Below are 19,228 nucleotides of genomic sequence, written 5' to 3'. Positions count from 1 at the left end.
TGTCATTCAGCCCAACACAGGCCAGATATGGTCGCAGGTAAGCGAACAGACCCAAGGCCCTCAAATGAGCAGCGATCCACTTGTGATTTTCACGCCCTCCGGCAAGCGCGGCACCTTCCCGGTAGGCACTCCCATCCTCACCGCCGCACGGCAGCTCGGTGTTGATCTTGACTCCGCCTGTGGCGGGCGCGGCATTTGCTCCAAATGTCAGGTGACCCCCTCCTACGGCGAGTTTCCCAAACATGGCGTGACGGTTGCAGAGGATGCCCTGTCAGAATGGAACGCCGTAGAGCAGCGTTATGACGACAAACGCGGCCTGACCCCCGGCCGCCGCCTCGGCTGTCAGGCCACAGTGCAGGGCGATATCGTGATTGATGTGCCCGCCGAAAGCCAGGTGCACAAACAGGTGGTGCGCAAACGCGCCGAGGTGCGCGACATCACGCTGAACGCAACCATTTCGCGCGTCTATGTTGAGGTGGAAGAGCCCGACATGCACAAGCCCTCCGGCGATCTGGAGCGGCTGATGACCGCGCTGAAAGAGGCCACCGGTCACGCCGAAATCACCATAGACACCCACCTGCTGCGCCCGCTGCAGCCGATCCTGCGCAAAGGCAACTGGGCTGTCACCGCAGCCCTGCATCTGGGCCACAAAGACAGCGCCCCGCGCATCGTCGCCCTCTGGCCCGGCTATTATGAGGCACCGCTCTTTGGCCTCGCGGTTGATCTTGGCTCCACCACCATCGCCGGCCACCTCTGCAACCTCGCCACCGGCGAAGTGGTGGCCTCCTCCGGTCTGATGAACCCGCAGATCCGCTTTGGCGAAGACCTCATGAGCCGCGTCAGCTACGCCATGATGAACAAAGGCGGCGATCTGGAAATGACCGACGCCGTGCGCGCCGGGCTCAACCAGCTGGTGATAGATATCGCCAAAGATGCGGAGATCGACAAAAGCCAAATTCTGGATGCGGTCTTTGTGATGAACCCGGTGATGCACCACCTCTTCCTTGGCATCGACCCGTTCGAACTTGGCCAAGCGCCTTTTGCGCTCGCGACGTCAGACGCCCTTGAACTGCCCGCCTCCGCGCTTGGCCTCGACATAGCGCCCGGCACCCAAGCCTACCTCCTGCCTTGTATCGCAGGCCACGTGGGCGCAGACGCGGCAGGCGTTGCACTCTCAGAAGCCCCAGACAAATCCGAAGACCTTGTTCTGGTTGTGGACGTGGGCACCAACGCGGAAATCCTGCTCGGTGACAAAGACGGCGTGCTCGCCTGCTCCTCCCCGACAGGCCCCGCCTTTGAAGGCGCGCAGATCAGCGCAGGCCAGCGTGCTGCCCCCGGCGCCATCGAACGCGTGGAAATCGACCCAGTCACCAAAGAGCCACGCTTCCGTGTCATCGGGTGTGAGTTTTGGTCCGACGATGAAGGCTTTGCCGCCGCTGTGGCAAACACTGGCATCACCGGTATCTGCGGCTCTGGTATCATCGAAGTGATTGCCGAAATGCGCATCGCTGGTCTGGTAGATGCCTCTGGCCTCATTGGCTCAGCCGAGCAAACCGGCACCACCCGCTGTTTCCTTGACGGGCGCACCAACTCCTACACGCTGTGGGAAGGCGACGCTGACCAGAAAGCCATCACCGTTACCAATGCCGACATCCGCGCCATTCAGATGGCGAAGGCCGCGCTCTATTCTGGCGCGCGCCTGCTGATGGACAAACGCGGCGTCGATCAGGTGGATCGCGTGGTGCTCGCCGGGGCCTTTGGCGCCCATATCTCTGCCAAACACGCGATGGTTTTGGGCATGATCCCCGACTGCACGCTAGATAAAGTCACCTCTGCGGGCAACGCGGCAGGCACCGGCGCCCGCATTGCGCTTCTGAACAGCAAGGCACGCGGCGAAATCGAAACCCTGGTACGCCAGATCGAGAAAATCGAAACCGCCGTTGAACCACGCTTTCAGGAGCATTTCGTCAATGCCTCTGCCCTGCCGAACTCGTCTGACCCTTTCCCAATCCTGCGCGATGTCGTGGCGCTGCCAGAAGTCAGCTTCAACACAGGCGGCGGCGAAAGCAGTGCCGCAGGTGGTGGGCGACGCAGACGCCGTCGGGGCTAACCCCGCGCATCAGCACATATGCCAAACGCAGATCGAAGCGCCCTCAGATCATGATAATCCTGAGGGCGCAACGGGTATCCAACCCGGTTTGCCACCTGAAACGTGGCTGACATACACGCCACCGGAACACCGCCAACACTCCCCTGCCCAGTAAAGGCGTCCGCCGGGTAAAATGCGCCATTCTCTGGCGGGCCGTAGATCCCGCGTCCTGTGGCATCAAAGGTAACGACGTGAAAATCGACGCGTTCCGAGTGTTCGCGCGCAAAAACAAAATTCCAATCGCAGGCATCCACCGTCGGTGCTGGAGCAAAGCCATTGGAGCGCAGCCTATCACAGACGCGCCCCACACAGCGCGCCTCCAAAACAATATCAACATCGCCATGCGCGCGCGTCTGTTGTCTCAGCAAAGCGTCCACACCCCATCCACCATCCAGCCAAACCCTGCAGCCAAGTTGCCGGATGTCTTCCAAAAGATCTTTCACAAATTTGGCCGATGCCATGCGCCCAATCCTGATGAGTTGCCGCCGCTGTAGTCAGACAAGAACCCATATGACGGCTCTTAGAAAACCCGCTTGACCCTCCCGTAACGCTCCACTACCTAGGGCAGCGTTGCGGGTATGGTGAAATGGTATCATGCGAGCTTCCCAAGCTTAAGGTGCGGGTTCGATTCCCGCTACCCGCTCCACCTCTTCCAGGCCGATCTAAAATTCCCCAGCAAGGCCAGCATACAGCGCGCCATGTTGCGTAAGGTCATGTTTGCTGCCCCCAAAACCCACAGCTAAGGTCGCGGTCAACACGCAAAAACGATGAGCTTCCCATGTCTCTTGTGACCTATGAAACCCGTGGCAAAACCGCGATCCTCACGCTGAACAACGGCGAAAACCGCCAAAACCGCGCCTTTGCCGCCGCCATGCGCGCCGCGCTGCAACAGGCTGAAGACGACAAAACCATTCGCTCGGTGGTGATCACGTCAAATGATGAAAAGAACTGGTCGCAGGGTGTTGATCTGAACTGGCTCATGGCCGCACGTCAGGCAGGCCGCGAAGATGACATGCGCGCCTTCATGATCGAAATGAACGAAGTTTTTGCCCGCATTCTCACCTTCCCCATGCCCGTGATCGCCGCCATCACCGGCCACGCCTTTGGCAATGGGGCCATGCTGGCCTGCGCCTGCGACTTCCGCTTCATGCGCGCCGATCGCGGCTATTTCTGCTTTCCAGAGGTGGACATTAACATCCCGTTCCTGCCCTCCATGATCGCCTATGTGCGCAAGGCCATGCCCGAATACCGCTTCAACGAAATGAAGCTATCGGGCCGACGTGTAACCGCCACAGAGCTTGAGGCCGATCATGTGCTGACCGCAGCACCAGATGCGGAGGCCACATTGGCCGCTGCGCTTGACTATGCCGCCACCTTCTCCAAAGGCCGTGGCATCTTTGGCGAGCACAAGCAACGCATGCACAAAGATATTCTGGAGATCATGGCCCGCGACGACGCGCCCCTGATCGCGGCGCTGCAACTGACAGCCTAACCTCAGCTGTGAAAACCGCGGATCCGCGCAATCAACGCTTTGGTTGACGCGGAGGCCGCCTCCGGCACATCGCCCGTAGACACCGCATCCAGCAAACCACTTGCCAGCTCTTTGCCCAGCTCCACGCCCCATTGATCGTAAGAGTTGATCCCGTAAATCACCCCTTCGACAAACACGCGGTGCTCATACAGCGCCACAATCTGCCCCAGAACAAAGGGGGTCAGACGCGGATAGACCAGTGTCGTAGACGGGCGATTGCCGCCAAAGACGCGGTGCTTGGCCAATTGATCCAGCTTTGCACCCGACACGCCTTGGGCTTCCAACTGCGCCCGTGCTTCCGCTTCGCTGCGCCCTTTCAAAAGCGCTTCAGACTGCGCCAGACAGTTAGCCACAAGCGCCCGCTGGTGGTTGCGCAGCGCAGGCTCATGCCCCTCCGCTCCCACAAGGAATTCACAAGGCACCACCTGTTTGCCCTGATGGATCAGCTGATAAAACGCATGCTGCCCATTGGTGCCAGGCTCCCCCCAGACAATCGGCCCCGCAACACGTGACAATGCGCTGCCATCCACGGCCACGCTCTTGCCGTTGCTCTCCATCTCAAGCTGTTGCAGGTATGCAGGCAGCCGCGCGAGACGCTGTTCATAGGGCAGAACAGCCCGCGTGCCATGGCCACAGATCTGCTGATGCCAGATCCCAACCAAGGCGAGCATAACAGGCAGGTTCTCTTCAAAAGCTGCGGCACAGAAATGACGATCCATCGCCTGCCCGCCTTCAAGGAACCCTTCAAAGGCCGTCGGCCCAATCGCCAGCATCAAGGAAAAGCCAATCGGCCCCCAGACCGAGTAGCGCCCGCCAACCCAATCCTCAAAGCCAAACACCCGCTCCGCCGGAATGCCGAACTCTGCGCATTTGTCCACCGCCGAGGAAATCGCCACAAAGCGCTCCAGCGCCGCATCGCCGCCCGCCCAATTCAGCACGGTTCGTGCATTCATCAGGGTTTCCTGCGTGGTAAAGGTCTTGGAGGCCACAATCACCAGCGTGGTGTCCGGGTCGAGCCCATCCAGCGTATCGGTGGCATCCGCACCATCAACATTAGAGATAAAATGGCATTTTGGCCCGTCATGATAGGGCGCCAGCGCCATCACTGCCATCAGCGGCCCAAGGTCAGAGCCGCCAATGCCAATGTTGACCACATCCGTGATCCGCTGCCCCTGCCCCGGAAAACTGCCATCGCGCACCGCAGCGGCCAGTCTCGCCATGCGCGCACGGGTCTCGTTGATCTCCGGCAACACGTCTGCGCCATCCACCAAAACCGGCGCACCATCCAGATTGCGCAACGCCGTGTGCAGCACGGCACGCTCTTCGGTTTCGTTGATCTTTGCTCCGCCAAACATCGCCGCGCGCTTGTCCGCAACGCCCGCCGCTTCCGCCAGCGCCATCAATGCCGCCTTGGCCGTGTCATCAATGCTGGTCTTGCTATAGTCAAAAAACAGCCCATCAGCTGTCAGGGCAAACCGCTCTGCACGCGCCGGATCTGTTGAAAACAGATCCGCAATTTGGGTGCTCTGCGCTGCAGCTTTCAGGTTTTCAAGATCGGTCCACATCTTGCTCACTCCGTCCAATGCACATCTGCACCCGCGCACACCGCGCGGATCGGAGCGTCCACCTCTGGCAGGTTTTGCGCAGCGGTCAACGCCGCGCGCTTGTCTGCCCCTTTGATCAGGATGTGTTTGCGCAACGCCCCGTTCAGCACGCGCGCGCTCAGGGTGATGCGAATATCCGGCAAATCGTCACGCCGCACCGGGATCAGGATCGGCGCATCCGCAGCCAACGCCGCCTCAAGCCCCTCTGCATTGGGAAACAGTGAGGCCGTGTGCATATCCGCGCCCATGCCCATCACCGCCACATCCACAGGCAACGATGCGGCAATGCCCGCTTCAAGCTCTGGCAACACATCCTCAGGCACCTCTGCTGGCGCATAAAGCGGCAGATAGCGGGCCGCCATCGCGCGGTTTGTCAAAAGCCGCGCTTTGACCAAAGCGGAGTTGGAACGCTCATGATGCTCAGGCACCCAGCGTTCATCTGTCAGGATCACATCAACCCGCTCCCAGTCCAGATCCGCCGCGCTCAACGCATCAAAAATAGGCCCCGGTGTCGTGCCACCCGGCACCGCCAGAACCACGCGCTCTTTTTGCGCCAATGCGTCTGTCAGGTCTTCGGCCAGCGCTTGGGCCACATCCATCGCCAACATGTCAGTATCTGGGTAGGTCTTGAAGTTCATCTGTCTAAGCCTCTCCATTCACGCCCGTCGCGGCGCATCATCAAATCTGCATCATCAGGCCCATCGGAATAGGCATCATACGGTTTCGGCACATCGCCCCGCGCTTCCCAGCCGCGAATGATCGGATCGGTCCACGCCCAGGCGGCCTCCACCTCATCATCCCGCATAAACAAGGTCTGATTGCCCCGGATCACATCCATAATCAGCCGCTCATAGGCATCTGGCGTGTTCTCCGCAGTTGGCCCAAGTGCCTCTGCGAAACTCATATCCAGCGGCACATCCACCAGCCGCATGCCGCCCGGGCCCGGCTCCTTGATGGTCACATTCAACGTGATGCCCTCATTGGGTTGCAGCTGAATGTTGAGCTCGTTGCGATGCCGCCCGGCTTCGGGTCCAAAAATAGAGTGCGGCGTGTCTTTGAAGACCACCGTAATCTCACTGTCTCGCGCGCTCAGCCGTTTGCCGGTGCGCAAGTAAAACGGGGTGCCCGCCCACCGCCAATTGTTGATCTGACACTTCAGCGCAACAAAACTCTCGGTCTTGGAACGGGCATGGTCCACATCTTCGCGATAGGCCGCAACGCCATCAGCTGCGGTATATTGCCCACGCACAATATGATGTGGCTGCACCGCATCCAATGCGCGGATCACCTTCAGCTTCTCATCGCGCACCGCATCCGGCTCAAACTGCGCCGGGGGCTCCATCGCGATCAGACACAACAGCTGCATCAGGTGGTTCTGCACCATGTCACGCATCGCGCCGGATTTTTCATAGTAATCCCCGCGCCCAGCCACACCGACCGTTTCTGCCACGGTGATCTGAATATGGTCGATGTATTGCGCGTTCCACAGCGGCTCAAACAGCATATTGCCAAAGCGCACCGCCATCAGGTTCTGCACCGTTTCTTTGCCAAGGTAATGGTCGATCCGGTAAATCTGTCCCTCGTCGAAATATTGCGCCAGCTCACGGTTGAGCGCCTGCGCGCTTTCCAGATCATGGCCAAAGGGCTTTTCTACCACGATCCGCGTGTCATCCTCGACCAGCCCGTGTCGTTTCAGACCTTTGGCCAGATCAGAGAACACACCCGGCCCCACGGAAAAATAAAACGCCCGCACAGAGCCCGGCGTCAGCAGCGCAGCAAGCTCAGGCCAGCCGCCCTCGCCGCGCGCGTCCACCGCCACATAATCCACATGTTCACAAAACGCAGCCACCTGCGCCGCATCAAGCGCCAGTTCCCCAGCAAACTCGCTCAGCGCCGCACTGACAACCGCGCGATATTCTTGTGAAGTCAAGCCACTGCGCGCCGCGCCCAAAACCCGGCTGCCATCCGGCATCTGTCCTGAACAGAAACGGCGAAACAACGCAGGCAAAATCTTACGCCGCGCCAGATCCCCTGTGCCACCAAACACCACCAGATCAAAAGGCTCCACCGGAATAATTCGAGACACCATAAGGCCCTGTTTCCTCGTCGTTCTGCCCTGATCATACACGCCACGTTAGCGCTAACGAATTCAAAGGCCTGTCTATCACCGCCACTCTATCACCACAAGCACGCATCACAACTGTGTCAGATGCGATCCACAACGGATGGTCAAGCCTCTCAGGTTTGGTTAGGAGATGAATACGTTCCATAAATGGCAGCATCATGAAAGATCACGCAAATCTCGGCAAGTTTCAGGATCCTTTCATCACAGCAAAGGGCGAAAACCGCGCTCATGTGAAACTCAGCAATCCTGAAACTCTGTGGTTCAACACAGGCACCCTCTGCAACATCCAGTGCGAAAACTGCTATATTTTCTCATCGCCCACCAATGATGATCTGCTTTACATCACAGCCGATGAGGTGAGCGACTATTTGGATCAGCTTGAGGCGCGCGAATGGAACGTGCGCGAAATTGGCTTCACAGGTGGTGAGCCGTTCATGAACCCGGAAATGATCGAGATCACCCGCCGCGCGCTGGAACGTGGCTATGAGGTGCTGATCCTCACAAACGCCATGCAGCCTCTGATGCGCAAACGGGTGCGCGAAGGCCTTTTGGCCCTGCGCGAAACCTACCGCGACACGCTCACCTTCCGCATTTCCATTGACCACTGGAACCCGCAAAACCACGATCGCGAACGCGGCGAAGGATCGTTTGCCAAGATGCTGGAGGGCATGCAGTGGCTGCGCGACGAAGGCTTCCAGATGAAGGTCGCAGGCCGCACTCTCTGGGGGGAGTCAGACGCGGATTCCCGCGCCGGTTACGCCGCGCTCTTTGACGCCCACGACTTTCCCATCGATGCGCATAATCCGGGCCAGACCATGCTCTTCCCGGAAATGGACGAAACCGTCGAAGTCCCTGAAATCACAACGGAATGCTGGGGAATTCTCAACAAATCCCCAACAGAAGTCATGTGCTCCAACTCCCGCATGGTGGTGCGCCGCAAAGGCTCTGATGCCCCCGCAGTCATCGCCTGCACCCTGCTGCCCTATGTCGAAGAGTTTGAGCTCGGTCCAACCCTCAAAGACGCAGAGAAACCCGTGTTGCTCAATCACGCCCACTGCGCCAAATTCTGCGTGCTCGGCGGCGCCAGCTGCTCCGCCTGAGCCGTCACATGGAAGGGGCTCCCAACATGAGGCGCACCTTCCATCAGGCTTAATTCAACTCCGGCGAGCGCCAGTATTTCGTGCCTTCTAGACTGGCATTCACCCGCCAGCGGTTTTTGTCGAGCAAAAACACCGACCGCCCATCTTGAAAGCTGGTCTGCTCGGTGTCCCCATCCGACCCTGACTGCGCCCCGCCGCTCGCACCCGCATCGTAGCCATGGGTGACAAATGTGCTAAGATCCTCAGCACTCTCAAATAGGATCACAAACTGGTTGGTAAAACCGCCAATACCAATCGCCCCGCCAAGCCCGCCGGTGCCCATATTCATATAGACACGTCCAGAACCATCTTTGGCCATCGCCACACCACGCCCGTAGCCAGTGGTGACCGGAAAAATCGTCACCTTGCGCGCATCAAACACGGCGTAGCCCGCGCTTTGCGCGTAGAGCCGCGACGCCTCCGGATTTTCTGCCAGCAGACGTGCCAAAATCTCATCTGCCATAGTGTCCAATCGCGCCCGCGTCTGATCTGCGGTTTCTTCATTGGACAAAAGCTCATCTGTTGAGGTCACAGTGTTCTCCACCGCCTCAGCGCCCTTTTCCACGACACCGCCGACGGCCTCCGCACCGCTTTCAATGGCGTGACCTGTCGCGTCAAGGCCTTCGCCAATTGCCTCTCCCGCGGTCTCCGCCCCCTTCTTGATCTTGTCCAAGAGCTTCTCAGCTGAAACCTCAGTACCCCCCAATCCAAGCGCTAAGGACACCGCAACTGTCGCAATATTTTGTCTCACAAATGACCCCTTAAAATAGTTTTACGTTCCGCAATATCAGCCTCAGCTTGAGACAAAAACCCCGCAGGAGACCCAAATCGGCCATTTCGACCGCAAAGCTTTGAAATCTCTACGCATCACAACAGATTATGGTTTTTTACAGGGAAAACCAACAGGATCACCACAGCCCCATTGCACCCTACATGTCGCCTCTGATATAAGCATCCCAACAAGATATGGACCGCCAAAAAGAAGCGAGATCGGGACTTGAGCGACACGCCGGAAACCCCTGAAAACGAAGACGAAAACACGCAACAGCGGATGATCCACGACGGTCCTTCTGTGACCATCGAGGAGGAAATGCGCGCCAGCTATCTCGATTATGCCATGAGCGTGATCGTCAGCCGCGCCATTCCAGACCTGCGTGATGGCCTCAAACCGGTGCACCGCCGCATTCTTTATGCGATGCATGAAACCGGCAACACACATGACAAAGCCTACCGCAAGTCGGCCCGTCCTGTGGGTGACGTGATGGGTAAATACCACCCCCACGGCGATGGCGCGATCTATGACGCATTGGTGCGGATGGCACAGGATTTCTCCATGTCGCTGCCGCTTCTGGACGGTCAGGGCAACTTCGGCTCCATGGACGGCGACAACCCGGCGGCCATGCGATACACCGAAGTTCGCATGGACAAGCCCGCCGCCTCCCTGCTGGCCGACATCGACAAAGAAACCGTTGATTTCCAAGACAACTATGATGGCAAAGACCAGGAGCCAACCGTGCTGCCTGCGCGCTTCCCCAACATGCTTGTCAACGGCGCGGGCGGTATCGCGGTGGGTATGGCCACCAACATTCCGCCGCACAATCTGGGCGAAGTGATCGACGCCACTCTGGCGCTGATTGAGGATCCGGATCTCACCTCTGAGCAGCTCATCGACTATGTCCCCGGACCGGATTTCCCGACCGGCGGCATCCTTCTGGGCCGCTCTGGCGCGCGCAAAGCCTATCTTGAGGGCCGCGGCAGCGTCGTGATCCGCTCCAAAACCCGCGTCGAGGAAATCCGCAAGGACCGCTACGCCATCGTCATCGACGAAATCCCCTATCAGGTGAACAAAGCCGCGATGATCGAAAAGATCGCCGAGGCTGCGCGCGAAAAACGCATCGAAGGCATCGCCCACGTGCAGGATGAATCCGACCGGGACGGCGTGCGCGTGGTGGTCGAGCTGAAACGCGACGCCACCGCCGAAGTGGTGCTCAATCAGCTCTTCCGCTTCACCCCGATGCAGACCCACTTTGGCTGCAACATGCTGGCCCTGAACGGCGGTCGCCCGGAGCAGCTCACACTGCGCCGCTTCCTGACCTCCTTCATCGACTTCCGCGAAGACGTGGTCGCGCGGCGCACCGCCTATCTGTTGCGCAAGGCCCGCGAACGCAGCCACATCCTCTGTGGTCTGGCCGTGGCTGTGACAAATGTGGACGAAGTGGTCGCCACCATCCGCGCCTCCGCAGACGCGGCAGAGGCGCGTGAAAAGCTGATGACACGGCGCTGGCCCGCAGCAGAAATCGCGGGCTACATCCGTCTGATCGACGATCCGACCCACACCATGAACGACGATGGCACCTATAACCTGTCTGAAACACAGGCACGGGCCATTCTTGAGCTGCGCCTGCAGCGCCTCACGCAAATTGGTGTGAAAGAGGTCACCGACGAACTCGAAGAATTGGCCGCGAAGATCAAGGAATACCTTGAGATTCTCGGTTCTCGCGAGCGCATCATGTCCATCATCGGCGACGAGCTGCGCGAAGTGCGCGAAAACTTCGCCGTGGAGCGCCGCACCGAAATCGTCGACTGGTCTGGCGACATGGACGACGAAGACCTGATCGAGCGCGAAGACATGGTCGTGACTGTCACCTCTGGTGGCTACATCAAGCGCACGCCACTCGCCGACTTCCGCGCCCAGAAACGTGGCGGCAAGGGCATCTCGGGCATGCAGACCAAAGAAGAGGATGTGGTCACCACCCTCTTTGTGGCCAACACCCACACCCAGCTTCTGTTCTTCACCACCGATGGTATGGCTTACAAACTCAAGACCTGGCGCCTGCCGCTGGGTGGCCGCACCGCCAAAGGCAAGGCGATTGTGAACATCCTGCCAATCCCGCAAGGCGTCTCGATCGCCGCGATCATGCCGGTGGACCGTCCAGAGGATGAATGGGACGATCTGCAAATCATGTTTGCGACCTCTGCGGGCACCGTGCGCCGCAACCGCCTGTCGGACTTCACCAATGTGAAAGCCAATGGCAAGATCGCCATGAAGTTTGAGGATGATCACGCCGACACCAAGCTGATCAACGCCCGCATCTGTACTGACGAGGACGATGTGATGCTGGTGACCAACTCGGGCCGGGCGATCCGCTTCCCCACCACTGAGGTGCGCGTGTTCAACTCCCGCGCCTCAACCGGGGTGCGCGGCATCAAGCTCAATGGCAATGACGAAGTGGTCTCCATGTCCGTCATCCGCCACTTCCGCGCCGAAAGCGAAGAGCGCGCCGCTTACCTCAAAATGCGCCGCGCCGTGGCCGGTCTCACCGATGATGGCGGCGATGACGAAGACGCAACCCCAGCGGGCGAGCTGTCTCAGGAGCGCTACGCAGAAATGTCTGCCGCCGAAAACCTGATCCTCACGATCACCGCAGGTGGCGCAGGCAAGCTCAGCTCGTCGCATGACTATCCAGTCCGTGGCCGTGGCGGCATGGGGGTGACTGCGATGGACAAAGCCATGCGTGGCGGCGAACTTGTGGCCTCCTTCCCCGTTGAGATGGGCGATCAAATCATGCTCGCCACTTCCAAAGGCCAGTCGATCCGCGTGCCGGTGGATGGCATCTCCTTCCGCTCCCGCTCTGCGGGCGGCGTGCGGGTGTTCAACACCGGCAAAGGCGAAGAGGTGGTCTCCGTGGCCTGGATCGCCGAACAGGATGACGACGCGGACGAAAGCGACAGCTAATCATCTCTGCGAGATACAGACGAAGGGCAGCCGGCATCCGCCGCGCTGCCCTTTTTTTGTCCGAGAAACCTATGCGTTTTAAATGAACCAAGCGGATCGCGTTTCACCGTCGACCGAATAAGAGTGGCAACCATCAAGCGCTTCAGGACGATCACAAACAGCCAGAAAACGCCTTGGCACTACGCCTTTGGTGGGTGTTTGATGACCAAATACACCCCCAAAAGAATAACAAAAACATGCGGAAATGCAGTGATTGGCAAGGTTGCGATCCATCCGAACCAATCATGAGATTTGTCCCAAGATCCCACGATATCAAAGCTATGAGACAACGCGCCATCTTTGCAGTCTTTTCCTGAATACGTAGAGCGCTCCAACACTTCCAACCTCGGCAAAAACGCCTTCTGGTGGCTCTTCCAAATCGCGTCCAGGATCCAGAACGGCAGAGATGACAGGGCAGCGCCCCACAACACAGCTTTGCCCGACGCACCCAGCTTTTCGAAATACACCGCAAAAATCGCGGCCAACCCTACGGTCACAGACCACCCTTTGATGGTCAGCGCAAACCCGTTGAAACTCTCGTAGGTTTGGTAAACTAGCTCATATTCGTTCCAGATCAGATCACAGATCAACGCATGTCCCCCCAACAATCCCTTTGAGGGAGACTTGCGGCACCCATTTAAAAAGTAAAGATTTTCTCTCTTGTCTTCCGGTTCTTATGCTTCTTCGATTTTCAAAAACGAAGGGTCTCCAAGGCGTCCCTTTTGGCTCAGTTATCTATTTGGGAGGTTGCAGCGTTTCGCGACAGCCAAACTTGCTCTCGCAAATGAACCAGCACCGGCTCGCTCGTTCTGCACCTAACAAGCTTTTTCTTGCCTCACCAGAATTTGTGTGTCGAAGTCCACAAAGCGTATCACTGACTTTAGACGACACATAAATACCTATGATCAAATACCTTTCCGGCGCAGCGCTTTTCAGCGCCTGCCTCAGCCTCACGACCCCCCTACCCGCGCAGGCCGCGACCCTGATTTACAACACAACAGAAAGCCAAGACGCCCTCGACACCCGATTTGGTGGCGCTGTCAGGGCCGAGCAGCTCTCTGAAAAATACGCGGACTGCACCCTGCTCTATGACGGCAAAGTCGTAGAGGGCGACCTGAGCGCCTTCCACACCCTGTTTGACTATGACGGAGACAGCTTTTCCGAACCTCTGCCAGAAGGTGCTCGGCTCTGCCTCAACAGCCCCGGTGGCAATATGAACGAGGCGCTCAAAATCACCGAATTTCTTCGTGATATTTACGCCGACCTACAAACCTATGTGGCTGACGACGACCTGTGCGCGTCTGCCTGCGCGCTGCTGTTTTTGTCCGGTGCTCACACGTTTGAAGGCGAAAGCTATGAAACCATCGCCATGCGCGCGATAGCTCCCAGTGCGAGACTCGGGGTTCATGCACCACGTCTGTCAGGACTGGATCCATACGCCCGCTATTCATCCGAAGACATCTCCGCCTTCTATGCGCGCGCGATCCGCACATCGGCACGCATCCATCGTTTTGCACAAACCAAGGATGACGAAGGCACGCCTTATCTCACGCCTTATCTCCATGCCCGCAACATCGAAACACCTGATTTTGATATGTATTATGTCGACACGGTGGCCGATGCGCTGTTGTCACAAATCCCTGTCACAGGTGTCTCCTATGAGGTCACACTCAACACCAACCTGATCACAACAATCTGCCACAACGTGTTCATGATGGATGACGGCGCATTCAGCTGGTCCTTTGCACCAACCTGGAAGCCCCACAGCCTCGCCTCGGTGGCGGAGTTCTGGCCCGCCTTCGCCGAAATCATCCACGCCACGCAGGATCCGGCGGCGCCAGCCTACCATACCGATGTTCAGATCGAGCAAAGAAACGGGGCCATCTATGGCGTACAACGCGGCTACCCCGTGGGCGGGCCTTACTACGCCGAAGATTGCCTCGTCCGCCTGCCTACATCTGCAGAGGTTGGGGAGCAAACAAGCTTTGGCACCATTCGAAACGCTTGGGACGCCCGCATCAGCCCCGACATCGAAATCCGCATCGGCGCCCAGACGCCCCGCGGCCCCCACAGCCCGCTGGAACCGGATCACGTGACCACGCCCTACAGCTACTGGCAGTATGAAAATGCAAACAGCGACAGCGCCTTGCACAGATATCCAACCCTGATGCTCTTCCCCATGGGCCTACCGCTTGCCGATCTGCCGCGCGTCTCAGCCCCTACTCAAACAACAGAAACCCCGCACACGCAGACGCTCTCCTGCGACGATCTCTGGTTTCACCGCAACCGCATCTTCCATGAAAACGGCTATTGTTTCGCCTCTGATCGCGGCATCGACACCTTCGGCAACGAGGGCTGTTTCACCAAATCCCCCGAACTCTCCGGGCGGGATGCGGAGCTTATGGCAATCATCAAAGCTGGCGAAAAAGAACTCGGGTGCTGATGCGCTAATGGCGTTGGACACGCTCTCATCCTAAAACGCGCCCCCCGCTTTCTCATTCTTCAAATATCCAAAAAACAAAGGGGACGCCAAAGCGTCCCCTTTTTCCCTCCAACATCTCCCCAAGCGCTCACAGCTTGTAGATGTCACCAAACTTCTCTTCCAGATAGGCCAGCAGCGGCTCCCCGCTTGGCGCAGCCCCCGTGGCATGAGCAATCGTCGCCGCAGGCTCACGCAAACCGCCGTGCTGCTGCAGGTTTTCACGCAGCCAACCTGTGGCCGCCGAGGTATCGCCCTGCGCCAGTTGTGCATCCAGATCCGGCACCGCGCGGCGCAGCGCCTCATTCAGGCAGCCCGCATAGACATTGCCCAGCGAGTAAGTCGGGAAATAGCCAAACAGCCCCACCGACCAATGCACATCCTGCAACACACCGTTGGAGGGCTTGTCCACCGCATAGCCAAAATCAGCGGCGAAGCGGTCATTCCAGGCCGCTTCCAGATCATCCACCGCCAGATCGCCCAGCATCAGCGCCCGCTCCAGATCAAAGCGCAGCATGATGTGCAGGTTGTATTGCACCTCATCCGCCTCCGTGCGGATATAGCCGTCATTCACCCGGTTCACAGTGCCATAAAACGCCTCAGCACTCTCAATGCCAAAATCGCCAAATTCCGCCTTCATCTGCTCATAGAGCCAGCCGGTATAGGCGCGCCCGCGCCCCAGTTGGTTCTCATAAATCCGGCTCTGGCTCTCATGCACGCCCATGGAGACCCCATGCCCGATCGGCGTCAGCAGATAGTCGCGGTGGATGCCCTGCTCATAGGCCGCATGGCCCACCTCATGAATGGTGGAGTAAAAACAGTTGAACGGATCGCTCTCACTGGTGCGTGTGGTGATGCGCACATCCAGCCCGCTGCCCGAGCAGAACGGATGGGTCACGCAATCAATGCGCCCGTGATCAAAATCATAGCCAAAGGATTTTGCCAGTTTGGCGGTCAGCGCCATCTGGGTATCGCTGGCAAAGGTGCCGCTCAGCTTCGCCGGAGCTTCTGCCGCAAGAACAGCGGCGCGCAACGCCACCAGCCGGGGCCGCATCGCGTCAAACATCGCGGCGATTTCGGCCGCCGTCATCTCCGGCTCATAATCGTCAATCATGGCGTCATAAACATCGCCACCGGCTGCCAGCGCCTGCCCTTCCTGACGCTTGAGGTTCACAACCTCCTTCAGTGTTGGCAGAAACGCTGCCACATCCTCGTCAGAACGCGCCTGCGCCCAAATGCCCTGCGCGCGGCTGGTGACTTTGGCAATCTCTGCCGCCAGATCCGCCGGCACTTTGGAGGTGCGCCCAAAGCTCTTTTTGATGTGGCGCAGCTGCGCACGGCCCGCCTCATCAAGCGTGGCCGGATCAATCTCCGCCAGCCAGGCGCCGACTTTGGGATCGGTGCGACGCGCGTGCAACACGCTTTCCATCGCCGCCATTTCCTCGGCCCGCTGCGGCGCAGCCCCTTCCGGCATGATCGCTTCCTGATCCCAGCCCAGACGCCCGGCCACCTGACCCAGCGCCTCTGTGGTGTGGCTGAACGCCATCAACTGCTCATATGCAGACATAATTTGGTCCCTCTCTCAGGATGAAGTCTTCAGGCTGCGTCGCGCACCGACGTGGCAATAGGATAGTTGCTCAGGAACCGCGCCCGCAGGATCAGCACCACAACAATCACCGCCATCACCTGATGGGTGATCGCCACATGCATATGCGCAAATGTCAGCACCGTCACAACGCCAAGCACGATCTGCAGGAACATCGCCGCCAACGCCATATTGAAGGCAAAACGGGTCGATTTATGTGCAGAGCCCTGCCCGCGCCGCCAGACCACAACCGCAAAGATCAGGAGCAAATAACCCCAGCTGCGGTGAATGAACTGCACAAGCCCCGCGTTCTCAAAGAAGTTGCGCCACAGCGGCTCCAGATCAAAAGCTTCCGCAGGAAAGACCTGCCCCGCCATCAACGGCCAGTCATTGTAGGACCGCCCCGCATCGATGCCCGCCACCAGCGCGCCCAGCAGGATCTGCACAAATGTCATATGCAACAGCCCGGTGGACATGGAAAACTGTTTGGCTTCTTTGCCGCGCCGCGCCTGCATCAGGTCACGCTCACTGCGCCCCAGCATCAGAATATACCAGGTGATGAAGGCCAGGATCAGAAACGCCAACCCCAGATGCGTGGCCAGTCGATAGCTCGCAACCGTGGTCACACCTTCGCCGGAGGTCACACCAGAGGCCACCATCCACCAGCCAATCGCCCCCTGCAAACCACCCAAAGCACCGATCAGCAAAAGCCGCCCGGTCCAGCCCGTCGGAATTTGGCGCGCCAGTGCAAAGCCAGCAAAGCCGACCGCCCAGACCAGACCAATCACACGCCCCAGCTGGCGATGCCCCCATTCCCACCAATAGATGGTCTTGAAGTCCTCCAGCGTCATCCAATTGTTCTCAATCGCCCATTGGTCGATCTGCTGGTATTTTTCAAACTCGCTCTGCCAATCCGCCGCGTTCATCGGTGGAATGGCCCCAGTCACTGGGCGCCATTCGGTAATCGACAAGCCGCTGTCGGTCAGTCGAGTGAGACCACCCACGGCGATCATCACCACCACCAGCGCAAACAGGATCATCAACCAGATGCGGATGCCCCGCCGCGCGCCTTTGGTGCCCGTGTCAATCACCCCAACAGCTTTCGGCGCCTCTTTGGGGCCTTCGCTGCCAACCTCTTCAAAAATGCTGCGTTTCTGGCTCATCGCTCGCTCCTGTATTGCGCGGGAGCCTAATCTGGCGATCCACGCGCTGCAACCACTCAAGACTACGGATGCAAACCCGCCTCAGACGTTGAAAATAGGAGAAAAATCACCCTTTTTCTTTCCAGCGGACCATCTGTCGCATGACCCCGTGCAGCATCTGCACATCTGCACGCGTCAGCCGCATGCGGCTCCACATATTGCGCAGATTGATTTTCATGCCCTCTGCCTTCTCCGGCGGAAAGAAAAAGCCAGCCTCATCCAGCCGATCCTCGTAATGGCGCTCCAGCGCCTCCATTTCGGCGTGATTGGCCCAATCCGTTTTGGTCATATCCACACGCTCATGCACAATCTCCGCGCTCTGACGGCGCCACTCATAGGCGGTCAGCAGCACACATTGCGCAAGGTTCAGCGAGGCATATTCCGGATTCACTGGCACATTGATGATCGCATTGGCGCGCGCGATGTCTTCGTTTTCCAGGCCAGACCGTTCTGGGCCAAACAACACCGCAACTTTCTCGCCGCGCGCAATCATCTCTGCCGCCTGTTTCATCGCCACTTCCGGCGTCACCACCGGTTTGGTCAACCCACGTGCCCGCGCCGTGGTGGCAAAGACGTAGTGACAATCCTCAAGCGCCGCCTCGGTGGTCTCGGTCAGGAACGCCGCATCCAGCACCCGCCCCGCACCAGAGGCCATCGCCACCGCGCGCTCATTGGGCCAGCCATCGCGCGGGTCCACCACCCGCATCTTATCAAGCCCAAAATTCAGCATCGCCCGCGCTGCGCCACCGATGTTTTCCCCCATCTGTGGGCGCACAAGAACAAAGGCAGGTTGCGGTGTGGCGGATGTCATGGCTTTCTCCTGAAAAATCCGCCTGCTCATACCCGCGCACAGCGCTCAAAACAAGCCATGCGCCTTCCTCTTGCCGCAAATATCCCCGCCGGAGGCTCGAAATCTCTTTTACACCGCCCGCCTGCTGGCCAAACTCCCGATAGCCAAACCAAAAAAACCGCGCTATAGCGGCGCGATCTAGACACGAGGAACACGCGCATGGCCGAGACAGAGCTGCCCCAGATCTATCTGATCACCCCGCCAGAGATCGAACTCTCCCAGTTTCCTGATCAACTGGCCGCTGTCCTGGACGCCAGCGACATCGCCTGCGTGCGCCTCGCGCTTGCCACCCGTGACGAAGACCGCCTGTCGCGCGCCGCGGACGCGCTGCGCGAAGTGGCCCATGCGCGTGATGTGGCCATCGTGATTGACGAACATGTCCTTCTTTCCGAACGCCTCGGCCTTGATGGTGTGCACCTCACAGATGCCGCGCGCTCGGTTGCCAAAACCCGCAAGGAACTTGGCAAAGACGCAATTGTTGGCGCTTTCTGTGGCGCCTCCTCTCACGAGGGCATGACCGCCGGTGAAAACGGGGCGGACTACGTGAGCTTCGGCCCGGTCGGAACCACCCCTCTGGGGGATGGCACTTTGGCGGAAAAAGACCTGTTTGAATGGTGGTCTCAGATGATCGAAGTGCCGGTTGTCGCCGAAGGCGCGCTGGATACGGACATCATCCGCACTCTTGCGCCCTACACCGATTTCTTTGGCATCGGCGAGGAAATCTGGCGCGCCGAAAATCCGGCTGCCAAACTCAAAGAGTTCGAAGCCGCCTTCACCGCCTGATCCGCC

At 58.9% G+C, this 19,228-nt stretch carries 15 protein-coding genes and 1 tRNA gene; 7 read left to right on the top strand and 9 right to left on the bottom strand.

Translation table 11 applies throughout. The features are described 5' to 3' along the window. The first annotated feature begins 64 nt into the window (after window positions 1-64). Entirely contained in the window at window positions 65-2,110 is a 2,046-nt protein-coding gene (locus tag J7413_RS00950; RefSeq protein ID WP_209095557.1) for an ASKHA domain-containing protein, read from the top strand. Here J7413_RS00950 and J7413_RS00945 read toward each other — a convergent pair. Next, the gene (locus tag J7413_RS00945) at window positions 2,107-2,610 is read right to left on the bottom strand and encodes a hypothetical protein (protein WP_209095556.1); all 504 of its coding nucleotides are present in this window, start codon (window positions 2,608-2,610) and stop codon (window positions 2,107-2,109) included. The genes J7413_RS00950 and J7413_RS00945 overlap by 4 nt on opposite strands. Window positions 2,611-2,721: 111 nt before the next feature. Here J7413_RS00945 and J7413_RS00940 point away from each other — a divergent pair. Both J7413_RS00940 and J7413_RS00935 read left to right on the top strand, forming a co-directional pair. Beyond that, window positions 2,722-2,795: transfer RNA gene (locus J7413_RS00940), tRNA-Gly, on the top strand. A gap of 132 nt (window positions 2,796-2,927) precedes the next feature. Continuing rightward, window positions 2,928-3,641: an enoyl-CoA hydratase/isomerase family protein gene (locus tag J7413_RS00935; RefSeq protein ID WP_209095555.1), complete on the top strand. Its 714-nt coding sequence runs from the start codon at window positions 2,928-2,930 to the stop codon at window positions 3,639-3,641. Between the two features lie 2 nt (window positions 3,642-3,643). Here the strand turns inward: J7413_RS00935 and pgi are convergent, their stop codons facing one another. From pgi to zwf, 3 genes are read right to left on the bottom strand one after another with little or no spacing between them, the layout of a single operon-like run. Further along, entirely contained in the window at window positions 3,644-5,245 is a 1,602-nt protein-coding gene (pgi, locus tag J7413_RS00930) for a glucose-6-phosphate isomerase (protein WP_209095554.1), read from the bottom strand. A gap of 5 nt (window positions 5,246-5,250) precedes the next feature. Next, window positions 5,251-5,922, bottom strand: coding sequence for a 6-phosphogluconolactonase (gene pgl, locus J7413_RS00925; protein ID WP_209095551.1), 672 nt, complete (start codon window positions 5,920-5,922; stop codon window positions 5,251-5,253). Next, a complete protein-coding gene (gene zwf / locus J7413_RS00920) occupies window positions 5,919-7,373 on the bottom strand; it encodes a glucose-6-phosphate dehydrogenase (RefSeq protein WP_209095549.1) in 1,455 nt (484 codons plus the stop codon). Before zwf ends, pgl begins: the two co-directional genes overlap by 4 nt. 194 nt (window positions 7,374-7,567) lie before the next feature. Between zwf and J7413_RS00915 the strand changes: the two genes are divergently transcribed. Then, window positions 7,568-8,509: a radical SAM protein gene (locus tag J7413_RS00915; protein WP_209095547.1), complete on the top strand. Its 942-nt coding sequence runs from the start codon at window positions 7,568-7,570 to the stop codon at window positions 8,507-8,509. Window positions 8,510-8,558: 49 nt separating this feature from the next. On the opposite strand, the gene J7413_RS00910 is transcribed toward J7413_RS00915, so the two are convergent. Further along, window positions 8,559-9,299, bottom strand: coding sequence for a hypothetical protein (locus J7413_RS00910; RefSeq protein WP_209095545.1), 741 nt, complete (start codon window positions 9,297-9,299; stop codon window positions 8,559-8,561). 246 nt (window positions 9,300-9,545) lie between these two features. Here J7413_RS00910 and gyrA point away from each other — a divergent pair, with 246 nt between their 5' ends. Then, window positions 9,546-12,284 carry a DNA gyrase subunit A gene (gene gyrA / locus J7413_RS00905; protein ID WP_209095543.1) on the top strand — a complete coding sequence of 913 codons (2,739 nt, stop codon included), beginning with the start codon at window positions 9,546-9,548 and terminating at the stop codon, window positions 12,282-12,284. A 179-nt stretch (window positions 12,285-12,463) separates the two neighbouring features. On the opposite strand, the gene J7413_RS00900 is transcribed toward gyrA, so the two are convergent. Next, on the bottom strand, window positions 12,464-12,913 hold the full coding sequence (locus tag J7413_RS00900) for a hypothetical protein (RefSeq protein WP_209095541.1): 450 nt from the start codon (window positions 12,911-12,913) through the stop codon (window positions 12,464-12,466). 311 nt (window positions 12,914-13,224) lie between these two features. Here J7413_RS00900 and J7413_RS00895 point away from each other — a divergent pair, with 311 nt between their 5' ends. Next, the gene (locus J7413_RS00895; RefSeq protein WP_209095540.1) at window positions 13,225-14,766 is read left to right on the top strand and encodes a YARHG domain-containing protein; all 1,542 of its coding nucleotides are present in this window, start codon (window positions 13,225-13,227) and stop codon (window positions 14,764-14,766) included. Between the two features lie 127 nt (window positions 14,767-14,893). Here J7413_RS00895 and J7413_RS00890 read toward each other — a convergent pair whose 3' ends face one another. The 3 genes from J7413_RS00890 to J7413_RS00880 all read right to left on the bottom strand — a co-directional run bounded on the left by J7413_RS00890 (window position 14,894) and on the right by J7413_RS00880 (window position 18,400). Then, window positions 14,894-16,369, bottom strand: coding sequence for a carboxypeptidase M32 (locus J7413_RS00890; protein WP_209095539.1), 1,476 nt, complete (start codon window positions 16,367-16,369; stop codon window positions 14,894-14,896). A 29-nt stretch (window positions 16,370-16,398) separates the two neighbouring features. After that, a complete protein-coding gene (gene ctaA / locus J7413_RS00885; protein ID WP_209095538.1) occupies window positions 16,399-17,550 on the bottom strand; it encodes a heme A synthase in 1,152 nt (383 codons plus the stop codon). Window positions 17,551-17,656: 106 nt separating this feature from the next. Beyond that, window positions 17,657-18,400, bottom strand: a complete 744-nt coding sequence (locus tag J7413_RS00880; protein ID WP_209095537.1) for an RNA methyltransferase — start codon at window positions 18,398-18,400, stop codon at window positions 17,657-17,659. Window positions 18,401-18,598: 198 nt separating this feature from the next. On the opposite strand from J7413_RS00880, the gene J7413_RS00875 reads away from it, so the two are divergent. After that, the gene (locus J7413_RS00875) at window positions 18,599-19,222 is read left to right on the top strand and encodes a thiamine phosphate synthase (protein WP_209086792.1); all 624 of its coding nucleotides are present in this window, start codon (window positions 18,599-18,601) and stop codon (window positions 19,220-19,222) included. Window positions 19,223-19,228: the final 6 nt, after the last annotated feature.

Origin of the sequence: Shimia sp. R10_1 (assembly GCF_017744095.1) — a bacterium.
Classification (GTDB): domain Bacteria; phylum Pseudomonadota; class Alphaproteobacteria; order Rhodobacterales; family Rhodobacteraceae; genus Shimia.
Note: the sequence above shows the minus strand (reverse complement) of the source record. Positions and strands in the feature narration are given on the sequence as shown.